The following is a 14,915-nucleotide window of genomic DNA, read 5'->3' as shown; positions in this document are numbered from 1 at the left end:
GCTATCCCCGCGGTCTCAGCAGATCGGCAAGCCCATCGCCCAAAAGCGAAAAGCCAAGGCCGGTCAGAACGATGGCGATGCCAGGCATCAGGCTCAGCCACCAGGCGGTCGAGATAAAGTTGCGCCCTTCGGCGATCAGCACGCCCCATTCGGCCTGCGGTGGTTGCGCCCCCAAACCAAGATAGCCCAGGGATGACCCCAGCAGGATCACCAGCGCCATGTCGGTCATCCAATAGACGATAACCGGCGTTATCGCGTTTGGCAGCAGGTGGCGAAAGATGATGCGCCGGTCAGAATAGCCCATGACCACCCCGGCCGAGGCATAGTCATTCCCCATTTGAGCGATCACCTCGGCCCGCATCAGGCGCGCATAATAGACCCAGTAAACAACTGAAATCGCGATATACATGTTGATCAGGCCCGGCCCTAGAACCGCAACCACGGCAATGACAAGAACCAGGAAAGGAAAGGTTATTACAGCGTCAACGATGCGGCCAAAGATCATGTCCGCGATGCCGCGATAATACCCGACCAGCGCGCCAACCGTTATACCGGTGACCAACGCGAATACAGTCCCGAAAATTGCCATCTGCATGTTGACCTGATAGGCCCAGATGACGCGGGATAGGCTGTCGCGCCCTAACAGATCTGTGCCGAACGGATGTGCCCATGATGGTGGTTGGCGCAGGGCCTGATAGTCGATTGCGCTTGGGTCATAGGGCGCGAATACGCCGGGAAACAGGGCAAGCAGCACCGAAAACCCGATGATGATGCACCCGGCCACAAACCCAGGCTTGCGCAAGGCCCGCTGCATGAAGGTGGGGCGCTGCGAGGTGCTGTTGAAGGTCGCGTCACTCATTGCAGGCGCATCCTTGGGTCAAGGCGACTCTGAAACAGGTCGGTCATCAGGAAAACCACGGAAACCAGAACAGCAAATGTCAGGGTCAGCCCCTGAATCAGGGGGTAGTCGCGGGCAAAGATAGCCTCGAGCATCAGGCGCCCCATTCCGGGCACGGCGAATACGGTTTCGGTGACCAATGTCCCGCTCATCAGATTGCCGATGGACAGGCCCAGCAGGGTTACCGTGGAAATCAGCGCATTGCGCAGGACGTGGCGACCCAGAACCAAACGAGGCGGCAGGCCTTTGGCACGCGCGAACTGAACATATTCGGCGTCCAGAACCTCGATAATCGCGCTGCGCAGGTTCCGCATGATGATGGCCGAGGTGTAAAGCGCTACGGTCACTGAAGGCAGGAACAGGTGATAGAGCCGCTCGGTAAAGGTGTCGCCATATCCTCCGACCGGAAACAGGCGCAGCTGTGCTGCCAGAAAGGTCAACAGAACGAGGCCAATATAGAACACCGGCATCGACAGCCCGATCTGAAAAACGGTGCGGATCACCGCATCAGGCCAGCGGCCCCGATTGAGCGCAGCAACAAAGGCCAGCGGACCGGCAATCAGCAGCGACAAAACCACCGAATACACGGTCAGGAAGACAGTGATAGGAAGACGGTCAGAAATCACATTGATCACATCCGAGCGCATCAGGATAGACCGACCCAGATCGCCCTGCACGGTATTGGTAAGGAACAGCCAGAATTGCACCAGCATAGGTTCGGTCAACCCAAGCCGTTCACGGATGGCCTGGATGTCGGCGTCCGAGGCACGATCACCGGCCATCGCAATGGCAGGGTCTCCCGGTAGCAATCGAACAAGAAGAAAAATAATGATCATGACCAGAAAAAAGGTCGGGATCATCATCAGGAGTCGTTTGAAGATATAGGACAGGCTGGACAAAGCGAGCTCCGCAAATTTGTCCCGCCGCCTGAAAGCGGCGGGACCAGGGGTCTTACCTTAGCGGCTGACGGTTGCTTGATCGAAGATATTGTTGCCCAGAGGGGTCTGGACATAGCCTTCGACAGCCGAGCCAACTGCAACGGCAAAGGGGGTCTCATACATGAACAGCAGGGGGGCTGCTTCGGCATAGAGCTCTTGCATTCGGGCGAATTTCGCTTTGCGCGCCTCGGCGTCCATTTCACCGGCGGCTTCGTCGAACAGGGTGTTAAACTCGGCGTTTTCCCAGCCGGTTCCTACTGCCTTGGCCGTGGGTGTGTGGCCCAGCCAGCCCACCACCTGACTGGGATCATTTACATCGTTGACCCAGCCATAGGTGTGAATGTCAAACTCACCTGATCGGTTCTTAGCGCCGCGTGTTGCGCCGTCCACTTGCTCGACCACAAGATCGACGCCCAGAGGAGCCCACATCTGCTGAAGCGCCGCAAAGATGGTTGCATCGTCCGCAGAACCTGCCAGCGTGGTAAAGGTGATTTCGGTTCCATCGGCAAACCCGGCCTCGGCCAACAATGCCTTGGCCTTGTCCACGTCATAGCCATAGAGCGGGGTCATGTCGGCGGCATATTGGGTAGCCTTGGCCATCAACGGCGAGCTCATCGGTTGACCCGCGCCATGCAGTACCAGCCCGATCAACGCTTCTTTGTTGGTGCCATAGTTCAGCGCCTGCCGGACGCGGGCGTCGGCCAGTGGGTTTGCAGAACCATCGGCTCGGTTATCGCGCGTATTGATTGGCGAATAGATGATCCGCGTCGACGGATAGAGGTTCATGTTGATGTTGGAATCCTGCTCCAGCTCGGCCACGCGGCTGAACGGGATGAATTCTGCGGCATCAACTTCTCCGGCCTGCAAACTCAGGATGCGGGTTGCGTCATCCGGGATGATCTCAAAATGTACGGCATCCAGATACGGCAGAGCTTTGCCGTCTGCGCCCATGCGCCAATAGTTTTCATTGGCGCAGAAATCCATCGATGCACCTTGTTCAAAGCCACACAGATAGAAGGGGCCAGAGCCTACTCCGGCGGCTGTGGCGGCAAATATCGCAGCGGATTTTTCCTGATCTGTTGCACCTTCTGCGGCCTCAAAGGCCGCTTTGGACACGATTGCCGTGTTGAATGTGGCCAGCATGGACAGGATGGTTGGATCCGGGCTGCCAAGGGCAACCGTGATCGCGTTTCCATCTGCGGTAACCGCGTCGATCGAACCCAGCAAGCCAGCCCAGGGGCTCAGGTCGGGATTGCGCGCTCGGTCGAGGGAAAAGACTACATCGTCACCTGACATGGGCGTACCGTTTGCGAATTTGATCCCCTCGCGCAGGGTCAGTGAAACCGTTTTACCATCGTCAGAGACCGTATAGGTCTCAGCAAGGCCGGGCTCGACGGAATTACCGTCGGCACTGCTGCGCAGCAGGGTGTCGAACAGGCTGCCGACCATCCAGATATCGGGGTTGCGATCCGCATAGATCGGATCAATCAGGCGCGACCCGTCATAGCGTGCAAAGTTGAGTGTGCCGCCCCTTTCCTGTGCCAAAGCAGGCATGGCCAGGGTGGCGGCAACGGTTAGTCCCAAAACCGTCTTCAATTTCATAATCAGTCCTCCCGCAGAATGAATTCATGCTCGAGGTGACCATATCCGATTCTTAACAATACTAAAGCTTTTTTTAGTGGTGGGTGAAAAATGGCCAAATGTATTTAGGCTGACCTCTGTTCGGTTGGTTAATTTAACTTGTCACAAAGCCGGAATCATTGATCGGAGAGGTTGTTACCCAAAGCTCTACGGCTTCTACGTCCCCCAATACGACCGAGAAATGACGGGTAGATGTGTCGTGGTGAACGACGTCACCTGGCGACATAATGAAAACCTTGTCACCAAGGTGATATTCAAGCCGTCCCGAGATCAGATAGCAAAACGCCTCGCCCTCATGCCGCATCTTTTCGGAAACGTGCCCCGGGGGGCGATGAACGATCTGTGGGTTGAACAATGCACCGGCAAAACCAGGGCCCAGCTTCTCATAAAACCTGCCCCGCATACCCAGGGAATATGTCTGGCGGTTGTCCTTTGCCACATATTCGCTAAACACCTCGGGTACGCTGAGCAGCTTTTCGATGCTGGTTTGAAGTGCCGCGGCAATCGCCATCAGCGAGGTCAGCGAGGGTGAGCTCAGGCCGCGCTCGACCTGAGACAGAAAGCCCGTTGTCAGATCAGAGGTCTGTGCGACCTTGTCCAAAGTCAGGCCCATCGCCTTGCGCCGCCTGCGAATTGCCTGCCCCAGTTCGGTCGGCGTGCCCTTCGGCTTTGATTTGTCGCTCGCGTTTGCTGCGTTCATTCCCTGTCTCCCGGAATCGTGGGTTGCCGCGCATTCAACCGGATCGCAGAGGAAATATCAAAATTTTTTTAGCAGAGGTAAATTTTTTTGGGAAGATCCGGGTGTAAACCTTCAAACCCCTCAATTTTTCCAACGGCTTAGTATCTAGCAAAACAGAATCAGAGTTTGATTGAGTGACGCCGATCCGCCGAGATCATGTCGCGGATGTTCTGGACGATTTGTTCCGCATGGGCGCTCGCCAACCGGTCGGCCTCGGTGATGTCCTGGGCCGCTATAGCTGCGATTATGTCGTCATGTTCCAGGGAATACCGATCCGGTAACCGATCCCCAAAGGACGAATAATAGGGCCGCATGATCCGTTGCCCTTCGTTCAGCAGTCTGCGCGTCAGGCTTTCGTAATATGGGTTGCGCCCTGCTTTGGCGATTGCATTATGAAGCTCTGCGTTTTTTGCGATCATGGTCAGAACGTCATTTTTGGCAGCTGCATCTGAAAATTCCTGCTGCCGCATGCGAATGTCGCACAGATCCTGGTCCGTTCGGTATTCGGCGGCCAGCCGGGTTGTAACGCGATACATCAGGGTCATCGCATCAAAGAATGTGTGAAGATTCAAAAAGTCTATGGGCGCCACGATGCTCGCGCGGTTCGGCAGTGTCGCCACCAACCCTTCCGATGTCAGCCTGACAAGGGCTTCGCGGATCGGGGTGCGCGACATCGAGAACCGCTCGCTCAGCTTGGCCTCGTCTATGGCGCTGCCGGGCGCAAGGGCGAGGTCGATGATTTCGTCCCGCAGGGTTTCATAGACGAACTGAACGCCTGATCCACGTTTGCGGCCGGCTTCGACCGGCTTTCGTTTTTCCATGTCAGAGCATTCCCTAGCCGCTGGATCGCGGTCCATCTGCGTTCGCACATCAATTTTGCCACACGTACCGGTGCTAAGTCGAGTGTTAATCCCAGCCAAAAACCAGTTGTTTTTCACGTATTTTAGGGCCTTATTCCCTCTTGTCGAAAATTTGTCGACAAATAAAATATTTAAAGTAGACTGACGGCAAGATTACACGAATCCCTAACCCGGTGGGGCAATCCACCGGCCCGGCAAAAAAATACGGAGACCCAAATCGTGAACCCGAATGTCTTTTCCGGATGCATCCCGGCCCTGATGACGCCCTGTCGCGCGGATCGCAGTCCTGACTTTGAGGCGCTTGTGCGTAAAGGTCTTGAGCTGATCGAGACGGGCATGTCCGCGGTTGTCTATTGTGGCTCGATGGGTGATTGGCCCCTTTTGACCGATGCGCAACGTATGCAGGGCGTCGAGGCGTTGGTCGGGGCTGGTATCCCTGTGATCGTGGGAACAGGCGCGATCAATTCGGCCCTGGCAATCCAGCATGCGGCACACGCACAGAAAGTGGGCGCCAGCGGCTTGATGGTCATTCCCCGTGTACTGTCACGCGGCGCGTCCATGACTGCGCAGCGGCACCACTTCAAAGGCATTCTGGCCGCGGCACCGGATCTTCCCGCAGTGATCTACAACAGCCCTTATTACGGATTTACCACCCGTGCGGATCTGTTCTTTGATCTGCGCAAGGACCACCCGAACCTGATCGGTTACAAGGAATTCGGCGGCGCCGAAGATCTGCGCTATGCCTCCGAAAACATCACCAGCGGTGATGACAATGTTTCCCTGATGGTCGGCGTGGATACCGCGGTGTTCCACGGGATCGTGAATTGTGGCGCTACCGGCGCCATCACTGGGATCGGGAATGTGCTGCCCGATGAGATTCTGCATCTGGTGGATTTGTGTCAGGCGGCGGCCAAGGGCGATGCCAACGCGCGTGCCCGGGCGTTGGAGCTTGAGGCGGCTTTGGGCGTTTTGTCGTCCTTCGACGAAGGCACCGATCTTGTGCTCTACTACAAACACTTGATGGTTATGACGGGTCATCCCGAATACACGCATCATTTCAACGAAACAGATGCCCTTACTGACAGCCAGCGCGGCTATGTTGAACAACAGTTCAGACTGTTCCGTACCTGGTACGAGAACTGGACTAGTCAGGCCGATTCTTCGGCGCAAAATGCAGCGTGAGGATTGGGTATGTCGTTGAATAATGGATATGTTTTTCGCGGTCAGCACTTGATTGGCGGTCAGTGGGTTGGAGCTGATGAAAGCTTTGCCTCCAGCCCCGTCTCGGGTGAGGGGAGCAACTTTGCTGCGGGTACGCCTGAGTTGGTTGATCAGGCCTGTACCCTGGCCGAGGCCGCCTTTGGAGATTACGCCAATCGCAGCCGAGCGGATCGGGCCAAGTTCCTGAATGCTATCGCGGATGAGATCGAGGCCCGTGCCGAGGCCATCACCAGCATTGGCAGTGCAGAAACCGGTCTGCCTGAGATGCGTCTTCAAGGCGAGCGGGGACGCACGGTTGGTCAGTTGCGCATGTTTGCCGAATTCGTCCAGGATGGTGCGTATCTAGAGCGCCGCCATGATCTGGCGATGCCGGATCGCCAACCCGCCCCACGTCCTGACATCAAGATGATGCAGCGCCCGGTTGGCCCGGTGGCTGTTTTTGGCGCTTCGAACTTCCCCTTGGCATTTTCGGTTGCCGGAGGTGACACCGCATCGGCACTGGCCGCAGGTTGCCCGGTCGTGGTCAAAGGCCACCCCGCCCATCCAGGCACCGGCGAAATCGTCGCTGATGCCATTCAAGCGGCGGCCAAGGCGACCGGTATGCCCGACGGCGTATTCTCATTGGTGCAAGGTGGGGACCGCAGCATCGGAGAAGCATTGGTAATGCATCCAGCAATCCGTGCCGTGGGCTTTACCGGTGGGCTGGCCGGAGGCAGGGCGCTGTTTGACCTCTGCACAACGCGCCCAGACCCGATCCCGTTCTTTGGTGAATTGGGCTCGGTCAATCCGATGTTTGTTCTTCCAAACGCTATGGCCGCCAGAGGTGAAGAGATCGGCAAAGCCTGGGCGGGGTCAATGACCATGGGGGCAGGGCAGTTTTGCACCAATCCGGGTGTTGCCGTGATGATCACAGGCGATGATGCTGACCAATTTATCGATGCTGCTGCGAGTGCCCTGAGTACAGTGCCGTCACAGACCATGCTGACCGATGGGATTGCCGAGGCATTTCGATCCGGCCAATCGCATTTGGCCGAACATCCCGCCGTGCACACGATCCATCAAGGTTCCACTTCAGGCCGTTCAGCTGAACCGGCGCTATTCGAAACCGATGCCGAAGCGTTTCTGGCTGATCCCAGCCTCAGCGAAGAAGTGTTTGGGCCCGCATCGCTGATTGTGCGCGTGGGCTCGGAAAAAGAGATGGTTGCCTTGTCAGCCCAGCTGGACGGGCAACTTACGGCCACGATCCAGATGGATGACAGCGACACTGCGCTGGCGCAGCAACTCTTCCCGATTCTGGAGCGCAAGGCCGGGCGATTGCTGTTCAACGGCTTCCCAACCGGCGTCGAGGTGGTAGGGTCCATGGTCCACGGGGGGCCTTATCCTGCCAGCACGAATTTCGGCGCGACAAGCGTCGGCACAATGGCCATCCGCCGTTGGCTGCGACCCGTAGCATATCAGAACATGCCCGCCGCACTCAGCCCCGAAGATCTGGAAGGCTCGACGCAATAAGCGGTGAACCACAGGGCTGAGGCAAGAAATTCCTTCGGCCATATCAAAGGCTTTGGCCCCGGTGAACGGGGCCGGGCAAGGACACCCAGATCGGCTGTTCCGTATCATCCGCAACACTCTGCCATAGAAGCAGATCACCGGAAATTCCGCGTCATTCGACGTGCAAAATCGGGCTTTGGCCCATAACAGGAGGACAAGATGAAACTCTTCTCGAACTTTGCCGCCCTGGCGGTAACAGCCACGCTTGCAATGCCCGCAAGCGCCGCAGAAATTGAATGGAAGATGACCGCTGCGATTGGTGAAGGTTCATTCTTTTACCAGAACTTCATGGAACGATTTGCGGCTAATGTGGACACACTGACCGCGGGGCGCATGCATGTCCAACCTTTTGGCGCGGGCGTTCTGGCCCCGGCCTTCAAGGCGTATGAAGTAGTTCAGGACGGCATCGTCGAAGCCGGACATTCCACGCCGTCTTATCTGGTAAACCAGGACCCGACCAATGCCGTTTTCGCCAGCTTCCCCGGTGGAATGTCCGGCGAGGCGACCCTGCACTGGATCTATGAAGGCGGCGGTGAGCAGATGCTGCAGGATTTCCGCCGCGAAGAAATGGGTCTGCACACGCTGGTCGTCGGGGTCGGTACGTCCGAAGTTATGGCGCATTCGAACGTCAAGATCGAAACAACCAACGATCTGAAGGGCGTCAAATACCGGACCTCGGGCGCATGGGCCGCTGTTCTACAGGACAGCTTTGGCGGCGTTCCGACGGTTGTCCCGGGAAATGAAATCTACACTTTGCTGCAGCGTAAGGGTGTGGACGCGGTCGAATGGTCGACACCAGGAGGCAATATCTCAGAAGGTTTCCACGAGGTTGCGCCCTATATGATCATGCCCGGCGTGCATCAGCCGTCCTTTCTGTGGGAAGTCTTCGTCAAACAGGAAACCTGGGATGCTCTGCCCGAGGATATCAAGCTTCAGGTTACCGCAGCGGCCAAGCTGACAACATACGAAAGCTTCACACATTTCGGTCACGCGGACATTCAAGCCATGGCTGCCTTCCGCGACACCAAAGTTGAAATCATCAACATGGTACCAGCGGAATCCGAAAAGATCCGCGCCGCCGGGCGCGATTGGGCCCGTAGCCAGGCTGCCAAAAAAGCCGAAGACGGAAGCGCCCGGATGCAAGAGGTTCTGGACAGCTACCTCACCTATCAAGCGAACTGGGCCGAGAATTCGGGTTATTTGGTTCGCGACAGCGCCGAATAGGCTCTGCCCTGACATTGGTTGGATGACCGGATATTCGTGCCGGTCATCCGTTTCCGGGGACATACATGACCATTATTCTCAGAGTCATCGACGCGATTGCCGGGGCGCTGGCCCTGCTGGGTCGATGCGTAATTTTTGCCCTGATCGTGGCAATGCTGTACGAGGTTGTTGCTCGCTATGCGTTTGGTGCGCCGACGCTTTGGGCGTTTGATATCTCGTACATGCTGAACGGTTCGGTTTTTCTGCTTGGGGCGGCTTATGCCCTGCGCTGTGACGTGCATGTCAGGATCGACTTTCTGTCGCAGCGTATGCCAATGCGGGCGCAGCAGCTGTTGAACGGTGCTGTCTTTCTGTTGGTCATGACACCGATCACGACCATTTTTGCCTGGGTTGCAAGCAAAAAAGCCGGGAAAGCACTGATCACCGGAGAGGTCGAAAGTGTCAGCCCCTGGGCGCCGGTTGTCTGGCCGTTTTACACGGTCATCGCCGTTGGTCTGGCGGCCTTGGCGCTGCAATTCCTGGCTGAGGCGATCAAGTTGCTTTCGGGGCGCAAGAACCCTGGTGAGGCACCGGGCGAACTGGACGGCATGGAAGAAAACCAATGACACCATTACTGATGTTTGCAGCCCTTTTTGTGCTGGTCTTTGCCGGAGTGCCGGTGGCCTTTTCGCTCATCATCATCTCCGTCGCCTTTGGCTACATGGTGTTCGGCGAGCTGATCTTTTTGCAGCTTTATGGTCCGCTGCTTCATACGGCTTCGAATTTCGTACTGGCAGCAATCCCTCTGTTCATTTTCATGGGGGCGATACTTGAGCGTTCGGGGATCGCGAAACGTCTGTTCTTTGCACTGCAGTTGTGGCTGGGCGGCTTGCCCGGTGGATTGGCGCTGTCGACGATTGCAATGTGCGCGGTTTTCGCCGCCGCATCCGGCGTTGTAGGTGCGGTCGAGATAGTTGTGGGGTTGATGGCCATCCCAGCCATGACCAAAGCGGGTTATCGTAATGACCTCATCGCGGGAACAATCTGTGCAGGGGGCTCACTGGGGACAATAATTCCACCCTCGGTCATTGTGGTCGTCTATGCGTCGATTGCGCAGCTGTCGATTGGCAAGCTGTTTGCCGCATCTATCCTGCCCGGCCTGCTGATGGTGGTGTTCTTCGTGCTCTATATCTTGGTGCGCAGCATGGTCCGACCTGCTGACGCTCCTCCGTTGCCACAGGCAGAGCGCGCGATGCCAACCGGCCGTAAGATGAAGGTGACGTTGACGGCATTGTTGCCCCCGCTGGCATTGATTGTCCTGGTGCTGGGCTCGCTTCTGGCCGGTGTCGCCTCGGCTACCGAAGCTGCCGCAGTCGGGGCCGCCGGTACGATCCTGCTGGCTTTGATGTTTCGGGAACTAAACCTGAAACTGATGTCCGAGGCACTGAATGTGACCCTGCGCATCACCGCTATGATCATGTTGATCGTGGCCGGAGGCACGATGTTCACCAGCATCTTTGCGGTCACCGGAGGCGGACAGCTGGTGCGCGATACCGTTGCCGGGATCGGGTATGGCAATGCCGGTATCATCGCATTCTTTTTGTTGGTGGTCTTTTTCGCGGGCTTTGTACTGGACTGGGTGTCGATCGTTCTGATTTTCATTCCGATCTTTGCCCCGATCGTGAAATCCGCCGGAATCGATCCGATCTGGTTTGCCATGATGGTTCTAGTGGTGATTCAGACTTCGTATCTGACACCGCCAATGGCACCGTCGATTTTCTATCTTCGCTCAATCGCTCCGCGTGACATGAGCTATGGGCAGATGTATCGCGGCGTGTTGCCCTTTGTAGGGGCGCAAATGCTGGTTCTTTTGGTTATCATCCTGATCCCCGAAGTGGCGACATGGTTGCCAGAGATATTGGTCGGGCTTTGACATAGATCTTGGTCTTGCCCCTTCAGATGCCTGGCCCCTGTTCAATGGGCTAGGTCATCGCCCTAGTTGTTTCGAAAGATCTTTCGGTTCCGGTAACTTGTCCGCATTCTGCGCCGCCCATTGATGCATCTCATACAGCAGTGGAAGCAGGCTTTGACCCAGAGGTGTGAGGCTGTATTCGACATGCGGCGGTATGGTCTTGAAGTCTTTGCGAGAGACAAAGCCCGTCGTCTGCAACTCGGTCAGCTGGCGCGTCAACGTTCGATGCGTGATGCGTCCGAGGTTTCGCTGAAGCTGGTTGAACCGGCAGTCCCCCTGCGAAAGCCAGTAGATGATCAACAGCTTCCATCGACCTGAGATCGCTGAGATCAATGCTTCGATCTGACAATGATCCTCTAACTCATCATGTTTCAAGGCAGTATCCTATATGACCGTACTTGTTCGTGTGAACGTGCAATTTTAGATAGTGGTCAGAACGTTATGCCGCAACGGGGGGACCCTATGGCGAAGAAGAAAATTGTGATCATTGGCGGGGGCTATGTCGGGTTTGAAGTTGCCCGGGAACTGGACGCTTGCGCGGACGTCACCCTGATTGAGCAACGCGAAGCGTTCGTGCATCCGCCTGCAGCGATCCGCGCGCTGGTTGAACCCGCCTTGCTGGACCAGCTCATCCTGCCATACGACAATCTGCTTCAATCGGGTAAGGTCGTGCGCGGGCGCGCCGTTTCGGTCTCTGAAACCGAGGTCACTTTGGAATCTGGAGCTGTCTTTCCGGCGGACTATATCCTGATCGCCACCGGATCATCCTATGCAGCGCCGTTCAAGCCGTCGGGTGACAGCATTGCGGATTTTCAGCAAGCGAGCAAAGACGTCAGCGCGCTATTGGCCAAAGCGAATTCAGTTGTGATCGTAGGGGCAGGCGCTGTCGGGACAGAGCTTGCGGGCGAAACCGCCTCGGCACATCCGGGTAAATCCATCACCCTGGTTTCGTCGGATGATATCTTGTTTCCCAAGTACCCGGCCAAGCTAGGCGCGCAGCTCAAAGGTAAGTTGGAACGGCTGGGCGTCACTGTCATTCTCGGCCAGAGGGCGCAGGATTTACGCCATTTGGATCGGCCCTACGAAGGATCCGTGAGCTTGACCGACGGTAGAGTGATTGCGGCAGATCTTATATTTCCGGTGGTTGGATCGAAACCCCAATCGTCTTTGGTTCAAAGCCTTCCGGGCGTGTCGGCTGATGCATTGGGTAGGGTCAAAACCGACAAATGGTTGCGACCGTCAAGCTATCCGAATGTCTTCGTCGGCGGTGACATTGCCGACATTGGCGACGGAATGACAATCGTAGCAACGGCACGGCAGAATCCGTGGCTGATCAAAACGCTTAAGAAAGTAATCGAGGGCGCACCCGTTGAAAGTCAGAAACCCTACGCGCCCTGGAAAAAAGCACCCATTCTGGTGCCCCTTGGGCCGGTCATCGGCAGCAGCTGGCTTTTTGTGACAGTGGGTGACTGGATCACACGCAAGATAAAGGGGAAAGATATTTTCATTCCCAAATATCGAAAGGCTTTTGGGATTTCGAGCTCCGGAAAATAGTTCCTCCTGAACATTGCGATTTGCCAACGTTCAGGCATCCCACACAGATGATGTCTCTGACATTCGTGTTGGCCTGCCTCTAGTCGTGTGCGAGGTTGCGACTGGCTTGTGCCTGCTGAATATCTTTCGGCCATGTGGAACGGATATAAGCCAGAACATCCCATATGCCGTCATCAGTCAAAGTGCCTTCGAAACCCGGCATGCCACTGTTGAAATTCTTGACGCCGCGTGCGGCCAGTGTCTTTGCACCGCCGAATTTGGTGTAGTCAAACAAAAGCAGGCTATCATGGTGCCATGTGTGCCCGGTCACGTCATGTGGTGGCGCAGGCATCACACCGTCTTCACCCGGTGTTTGCCAGTTGGGTTGGCCTTCCAGGTTAACGCCGTGGCACGCGGCGCATTGATCTACGTAGAGCCTCTGTCCATTCGCCACGTCTCTGTCTGTAAACGTATGATCCGCGGCAACGCTGGAATAAACGCTGCATAGGACCAATATTAATAAGTGCCTGGTCATCTCCACCCACCTCAATTCGGAAGCGTCAGAACGGTTGTTAGTGTCGCCGTAGTTGTCAGCACCGCCAGAACGATCAGCGCCTCAACTTCGATGGAACGGGCGAGGTGCTGCGCCGCCTTGGTATCTCCGTCTAGCATTGCCGGAACAAATCGAAGCTTGTTCGCGGCGGCTAGGATCAATAGCAGCCCTACAAATAGTACTTTGAGCAACAGGGCCTGCCCATAACCAGTGGAGATGAGCGCTCGGAGATCACCAACAAGCAACCAAGCCATCCAGAAACCTGCGACGATCAATGCGGGTACCATCAGTGCCGCAGCTTGGCCAAACCTATGCCCAAGTGCAGCAGCGTCTGCAATTTGCTCAGGTTGAAGAGCCATACTCCGCAGCGGGCTGAATATGCCTACCCAGAAGGCTACACAGAGCAGGTGTGCTAGTAACAAGAGTTGGGTACCAAAATTCTCTAGATCCGATAGGTGCCCGATCTGTGCAAAGGACCACAGAGCCATCGTGCCACCCACAAGTGCGATCCCTAAACCAAAGCGCGGAACAGACAATCCGACAAGGATCATTGCTGCGCCTATCACTCGAAGAACAAATACATCGCCTACGGAAGTCTGCCAGAGTAATCCAAGCATTTCGGGGTCGACCAGCCCATCCGCTCCGCCCGTCAAGAGGGCACCACTAAGCATGAATCCCAGTGCCGTCGCGATGAGAGCAAGCCACGCCAAGGCCATGGATTGGCGTTTCATCGCCAGGCTTATCGGTGTGACCAAGCTGGAATAGAGACACTTAACGACCACAAGGCCAGTGGCCCCCGCAAAGCCGATATAGAGTGCTAGCTTTGCGAGGATTGCAGCAATTTCCCAGATGTCTGGCATGCTCATTCCACAGTAAAGGTAAACGCGCCCTGCATAGCATGACCATCCTCACCTAAACCGCGCCACTCGATGACATAGGTGCCCGCGCCATTGCCTGGCAGTGGAATTTTGAACTTCTGAGCAAATCTTGCCTGGTCGCCTAGATCCAGTCGTACTGCCCCGTGTTCTTCATGTGCCATCTCTATCCGGGTCAACCGGATGTCTTTCGAGAAATTGAGGCCAATTTCAGCGGGCACAATCGTTACTGTGGTTCCATCTGCAGGTGTTGTTTCTGTGGCCTTGGAATGCGCCAGCGCAAAATTGGGGAGCGCGGCCAAGAGTATAAGCGTTACAATCTTCTTCATGGGGCTATCCTCAATTTATTCCGTTGGCGCGCTGGATATCGCGAATGTAGGCGATCACCATAGCGACGTCACCTCGCGTCAAGCCGTCGACGGGTGGCATGTCTCCAAACTGCCAATGGTGACTTCTTACACCCTGTGAAACCGCCCTCTGAAACGCTTCATCAGCGTGGTGACTAGGTTCGTAAATCTTGTGGATCAGTGGCGGTCCTGCGCCGTCAATTCCGACCGCATTGACACCGTGGCAAGTGGCACAGGAGGCATCAAAGACCCGCTGGCCGATTGCTGCATTGCCCTCAATAGGCGGCATCTGAATTGCGACTAGGCCGTCTCTTGAAACTGTCGCCTGGGGGCTGGCTTCTTCGATTGGGTCTGAACGAAAAACTATGAAAGCGGCAACAGCCGAGACGACGCAAGCGCCGATTAACACGTGACTTTTCTTCATGGGTTGAACCTGACTTTGTAGAAGCTGGAAGTGCTGCGGCACATCGCAAACAGCCGCAAGGGCCGGTCACTTAGGCGCGCGCGGATTTTGGCAGCTTCAAAGGTCAGGGGGTCTGTAGGGGCTATCTGGTTCAGTCAACTTGGATTGGGATACAATCTGGAAC

At 56.2% G+C, this 14,915-nt stretch carries 16 protein-coding genes; 6 read left to right on the top strand and 10 right to left on the bottom strand.

Translation table 11 applies throughout. The annotated features are described in order from the left end of the window. Nucleotide 1: 1 nt before the first annotated feature. From AC2FGB_RS13400 to AC2FGB_RS13380, 5 genes are all read right to left on the bottom strand, one after another. Nucleotides 2–859 carry an ABC transporter permease gene (locus AC2FGB_RS13400; RefSeq protein WP_271950018.1) on the bottom strand — a complete coding sequence of 286 codons (858 nt, stop codon included), beginning with the start codon at nt 857–859 and terminating at the stop codon, nt 2–4. After that, entirely contained in the window at nt 856–1,797 is a 942-nt protein-coding gene (locus AC2FGB_RS13395) for an ABC transporter permease (protein ID WP_142637818.1), read from the bottom strand. The genes AC2FGB_RS13400 and AC2FGB_RS13395 overlap by 4 nt, the downstream gene beginning before the upstream one ends. Nucleotides 1,798–1,854: 57 nt before the next feature. Next, entirely contained in the window at nt 1,855–3,438 is a 1,584-nt protein-coding gene (locus tag AC2FGB_RS13390) for an ABC transporter substrate-binding protein (protein WP_271950020.1), read from the bottom strand. A gap of 133 nt (nt 3,439–3,571) precedes the next feature. Then, complete coding sequence (locus tag AC2FGB_RS13385; protein WP_496694010.1) at nt 3,572–4,177, bottom strand: helix-turn-helix domain-containing protein; 606 nt, start codon at nt 4,175–4,177, stop codon at nt 3,572–3,574. Nucleotides 4,178–4,335: 158 nt separating this feature from the next. Next, on the bottom strand, nt 4,336–5,037 hold the full coding sequence (locus tag AC2FGB_RS13380; protein WP_142637824.1) for a GntR family transcriptional regulator: 702 nt from the start codon (nt 5,035–5,037) through the stop codon (nt 4,336–4,338). 255 nt (nt 5,038–5,292) lie between these two features. Here AC2FGB_RS13380 and AC2FGB_RS13375 point away from each other — a divergent pair, with 255 nt between their 5' ends. From AC2FGB_RS13375 to AC2FGB_RS13355, 5 genes are all read left to right on the top strand, one after another. Beyond that, nucleotides 5,293–6,258 carry a dihydrodipicolinate synthase family protein gene (locus tag AC2FGB_RS13375; protein ID WP_416383930.1) on the top strand — a complete coding sequence of 322 codons (966 nt, stop codon included), beginning with the start codon at nt 5,293–5,295 and terminating at the stop codon, nt 6,256–6,258. A 9-nt stretch (nt 6,259–6,267) separates the two neighbouring features. Beyond that, nucleotides 6,268–7,806 (top strand): aldehyde dehydrogenase (NADP(+)), encoded by a 1,539-nt coding sequence (locus AC2FGB_RS13370; protein WP_496694009.1) that lies wholly within the window; start codon nt 6,268–6,270, stop codon nt 7,804–7,806. Between the two features lie 198 nt (nt 7,807–8,004). Continuing rightward, on the top strand, nt 8,005–9,069 hold the full coding sequence (gene dctP, locus AC2FGB_RS13365; protein ID WP_496694008.1) for a TRAP transporter substrate-binding protein DctP: 1,065 nt from the start codon (nt 8,005–8,007) through the stop codon (nt 9,067–9,069). Nucleotides 9,070–9,134: 65 nt separating this feature from the next. After that, the gene (locus AC2FGB_RS13360; RefSeq protein WP_496694007.1) at nt 9,135–9,674 is read left to right on the top strand and encodes a TRAP transporter small permease subunit; all 540 of its coding nucleotides are present in this window, start codon (nt 9,135–9,137) and stop codon (nt 9,672–9,674) included. Then, complete coding sequence (locus AC2FGB_RS13355) at nt 9,671–10,981, top strand: TRAP transporter large permease (RefSeq protein WP_281995521.1); 1,311 nt, start codon at nt 9,671–9,673, stop codon at nt 10,979–10,981. Before AC2FGB_RS13360 ends, AC2FGB_RS13355 begins: the two co-directional genes overlap by 4 nt. 54 nt (nt 10,982–11,035) lie before the next feature. On the opposite strand, the gene AC2FGB_RS13350 is transcribed toward AC2FGB_RS13355, so the two are convergent. Continuing rightward, nucleotides 11,036–11,395, bottom strand: a complete 360-nt coding sequence (locus tag AC2FGB_RS13350) for a winged helix-turn-helix transcriptional regulator (protein WP_142637835.1) — start codon at nt 11,393–11,395, stop codon at nt 11,036–11,038. A gap of 87 nt (nt 11,396–11,482) precedes the next feature. On the opposite strand from AC2FGB_RS13350, the gene AC2FGB_RS13345 reads away from it, so the two are divergent. Then, nucleotides 11,483–12,574, top strand: a complete 1,092-nt coding sequence (locus AC2FGB_RS13345; RefSeq protein ID WP_496694006.1) for an NAD(P)/FAD-dependent oxidoreductase — start codon at nt 11,483–11,485, stop codon at nt 12,572–12,574. A 79-nt stretch (nt 12,575–12,653) separates the two neighbouring features. Here AC2FGB_RS13345 and AC2FGB_RS13340 read toward each other — a convergent pair whose 3' ends face one another. The 4 genes from AC2FGB_RS13340 to AC2FGB_RS13325 all read right to left on the bottom strand — a co-directional run bounded on the left by AC2FGB_RS13340 (nt 12,654) and on the right by AC2FGB_RS13325 (nt 14,752). After that, the gene (locus AC2FGB_RS13340; RefSeq protein WP_425472001.1) at nt 12,654–13,007 is read right to left on the bottom strand and encodes a c-type cytochrome; all 354 of its coding nucleotides are present in this window, start codon (nt 13,005–13,007) and stop codon (nt 12,654–12,656) included. A gap of 92 nt (nt 13,008–13,099) precedes the next feature. Next, nucleotides 13,100–13,972: a CopD family protein gene (locus AC2FGB_RS13335; RefSeq protein WP_496694005.1), complete on the bottom strand. Its 873-nt coding sequence runs from the start codon at nt 13,970–13,972 to the stop codon at nt 13,100–13,102. Beyond that, nucleotides 13,969–14,310 carry a copper resistance CopC family protein gene (locus tag AC2FGB_RS13330; protein WP_142637842.1) on the bottom strand — a complete coding sequence of 114 codons (342 nt, stop codon included), beginning with the start codon at nt 14,308–14,310 and terminating at the stop codon, nt 13,969–13,971. The genes AC2FGB_RS13335 and AC2FGB_RS13330 overlap by 4 nt, the downstream gene beginning before the upstream one ends. A 10-nt stretch (nt 14,311–14,320) precedes the next feature. Next, the gene (locus tag AC2FGB_RS13325) at nt 14,321–14,752 is read right to left on the bottom strand and encodes a c-type cytochrome (protein ID WP_496694004.1); all 432 of its coding nucleotides are present in this window, start codon (nt 14,750–14,752) and stop codon (nt 14,321–14,323) included. Nucleotides 14,753–14,915 lie beyond the last annotated feature (163 nt).

Source organism: Ruegeria sp. CDSC021, from assembly GCF_059610845.1.
This window is presented reverse-complemented; position numbering and strand designations above follow the sequence as displayed.

What these genes read in the sequence shown, in the direction of transcription:
- AC2FGB_RS13400 (WP_271950018.1), bottom strand. Translation starts at nt 859, where the DNA reads ATGAGTGACGCGACCTTCAACAGCACCTCGCAGCGCCCCACCTTCATG.
- AC2FGB_RS13390 (WP_271950020.1), bottom strand. Translation starts at nt 3,438, where the DNA reads ATGAAATTGAAGACGGTTTTGGGACTAACCGTTGCCGCCACCCTGGCC.
- AC2FGB_RS13385 (WP_496694010.1), bottom strand. Translation starts at nt 4,177, where the DNA reads ATGAACGCAGCAAACGCGAGCGACAAATCAAAGCCGAAGGGCACGCCG.
- AC2FGB_RS13380 (WP_142637824.1), bottom strand. Translation starts at nt 5,037, where the DNA reads ATGGAAAAACGAAAGCCGGTCGAAGCCGGCCGCAAACGTGGATCAGGC.
- AC2FGB_RS13370 (WP_496694009.1), top strand. Translation starts at nt 6,268, where the DNA reads ATGTCGTTGAATAATGGATATGTTTTTCGCGGTCAGCACTTGATTGGC.
- dctP (WP_496694008.1), top strand. Translation starts at nt 8,005, where the DNA reads ATGAAACTCTTCTCGAACTTTGCCGCCCTGGCGGTAACAGCCACGCTT.
- AC2FGB_RS13360 (WP_496694007.1), top strand. Translation starts at nt 9,135, where the DNA reads ATGACCATTATTCTCAGAGTCATCGACGCGATTGCCGGGGCGCTGGCC.
- AC2FGB_RS13355 (WP_281995521.1), top strand. Translation starts at nt 9,671, where the DNA reads ATGACACCATTACTGATGTTTGCAGCCCTTTTTGTGCTGGTCTTTGCC.
- AC2FGB_RS13345 (WP_496694006.1), top strand. Translation starts at nt 11,483, where the DNA reads ATGGCGAAGAAGAAAATTGTGATCATTGGCGGGGGCTATGTCGGGTTT.
- AC2FGB_RS13335 (WP_496694005.1), bottom strand. Translation starts at nt 13,972, where the DNA reads ATGAGCATGCCAGACATCTGGGAAATTGCTGCAATCCTCGCAAAGCTA.
- AC2FGB_RS13330 (WP_142637842.1), bottom strand. Translation starts at nt 14,310, where the DNA reads ATGAAGAAGATTGTAACGCTTATACTCTTGGCCGCGCTCCCCAATTTT.
- AC2FGB_RS13325 (WP_496694004.1), bottom strand. Translation starts at nt 14,752, where the DNA reads ATGAAGAAAAGTCACGTGTTAATCGGCGCTTGCGTCGTCTCGGCTGTT.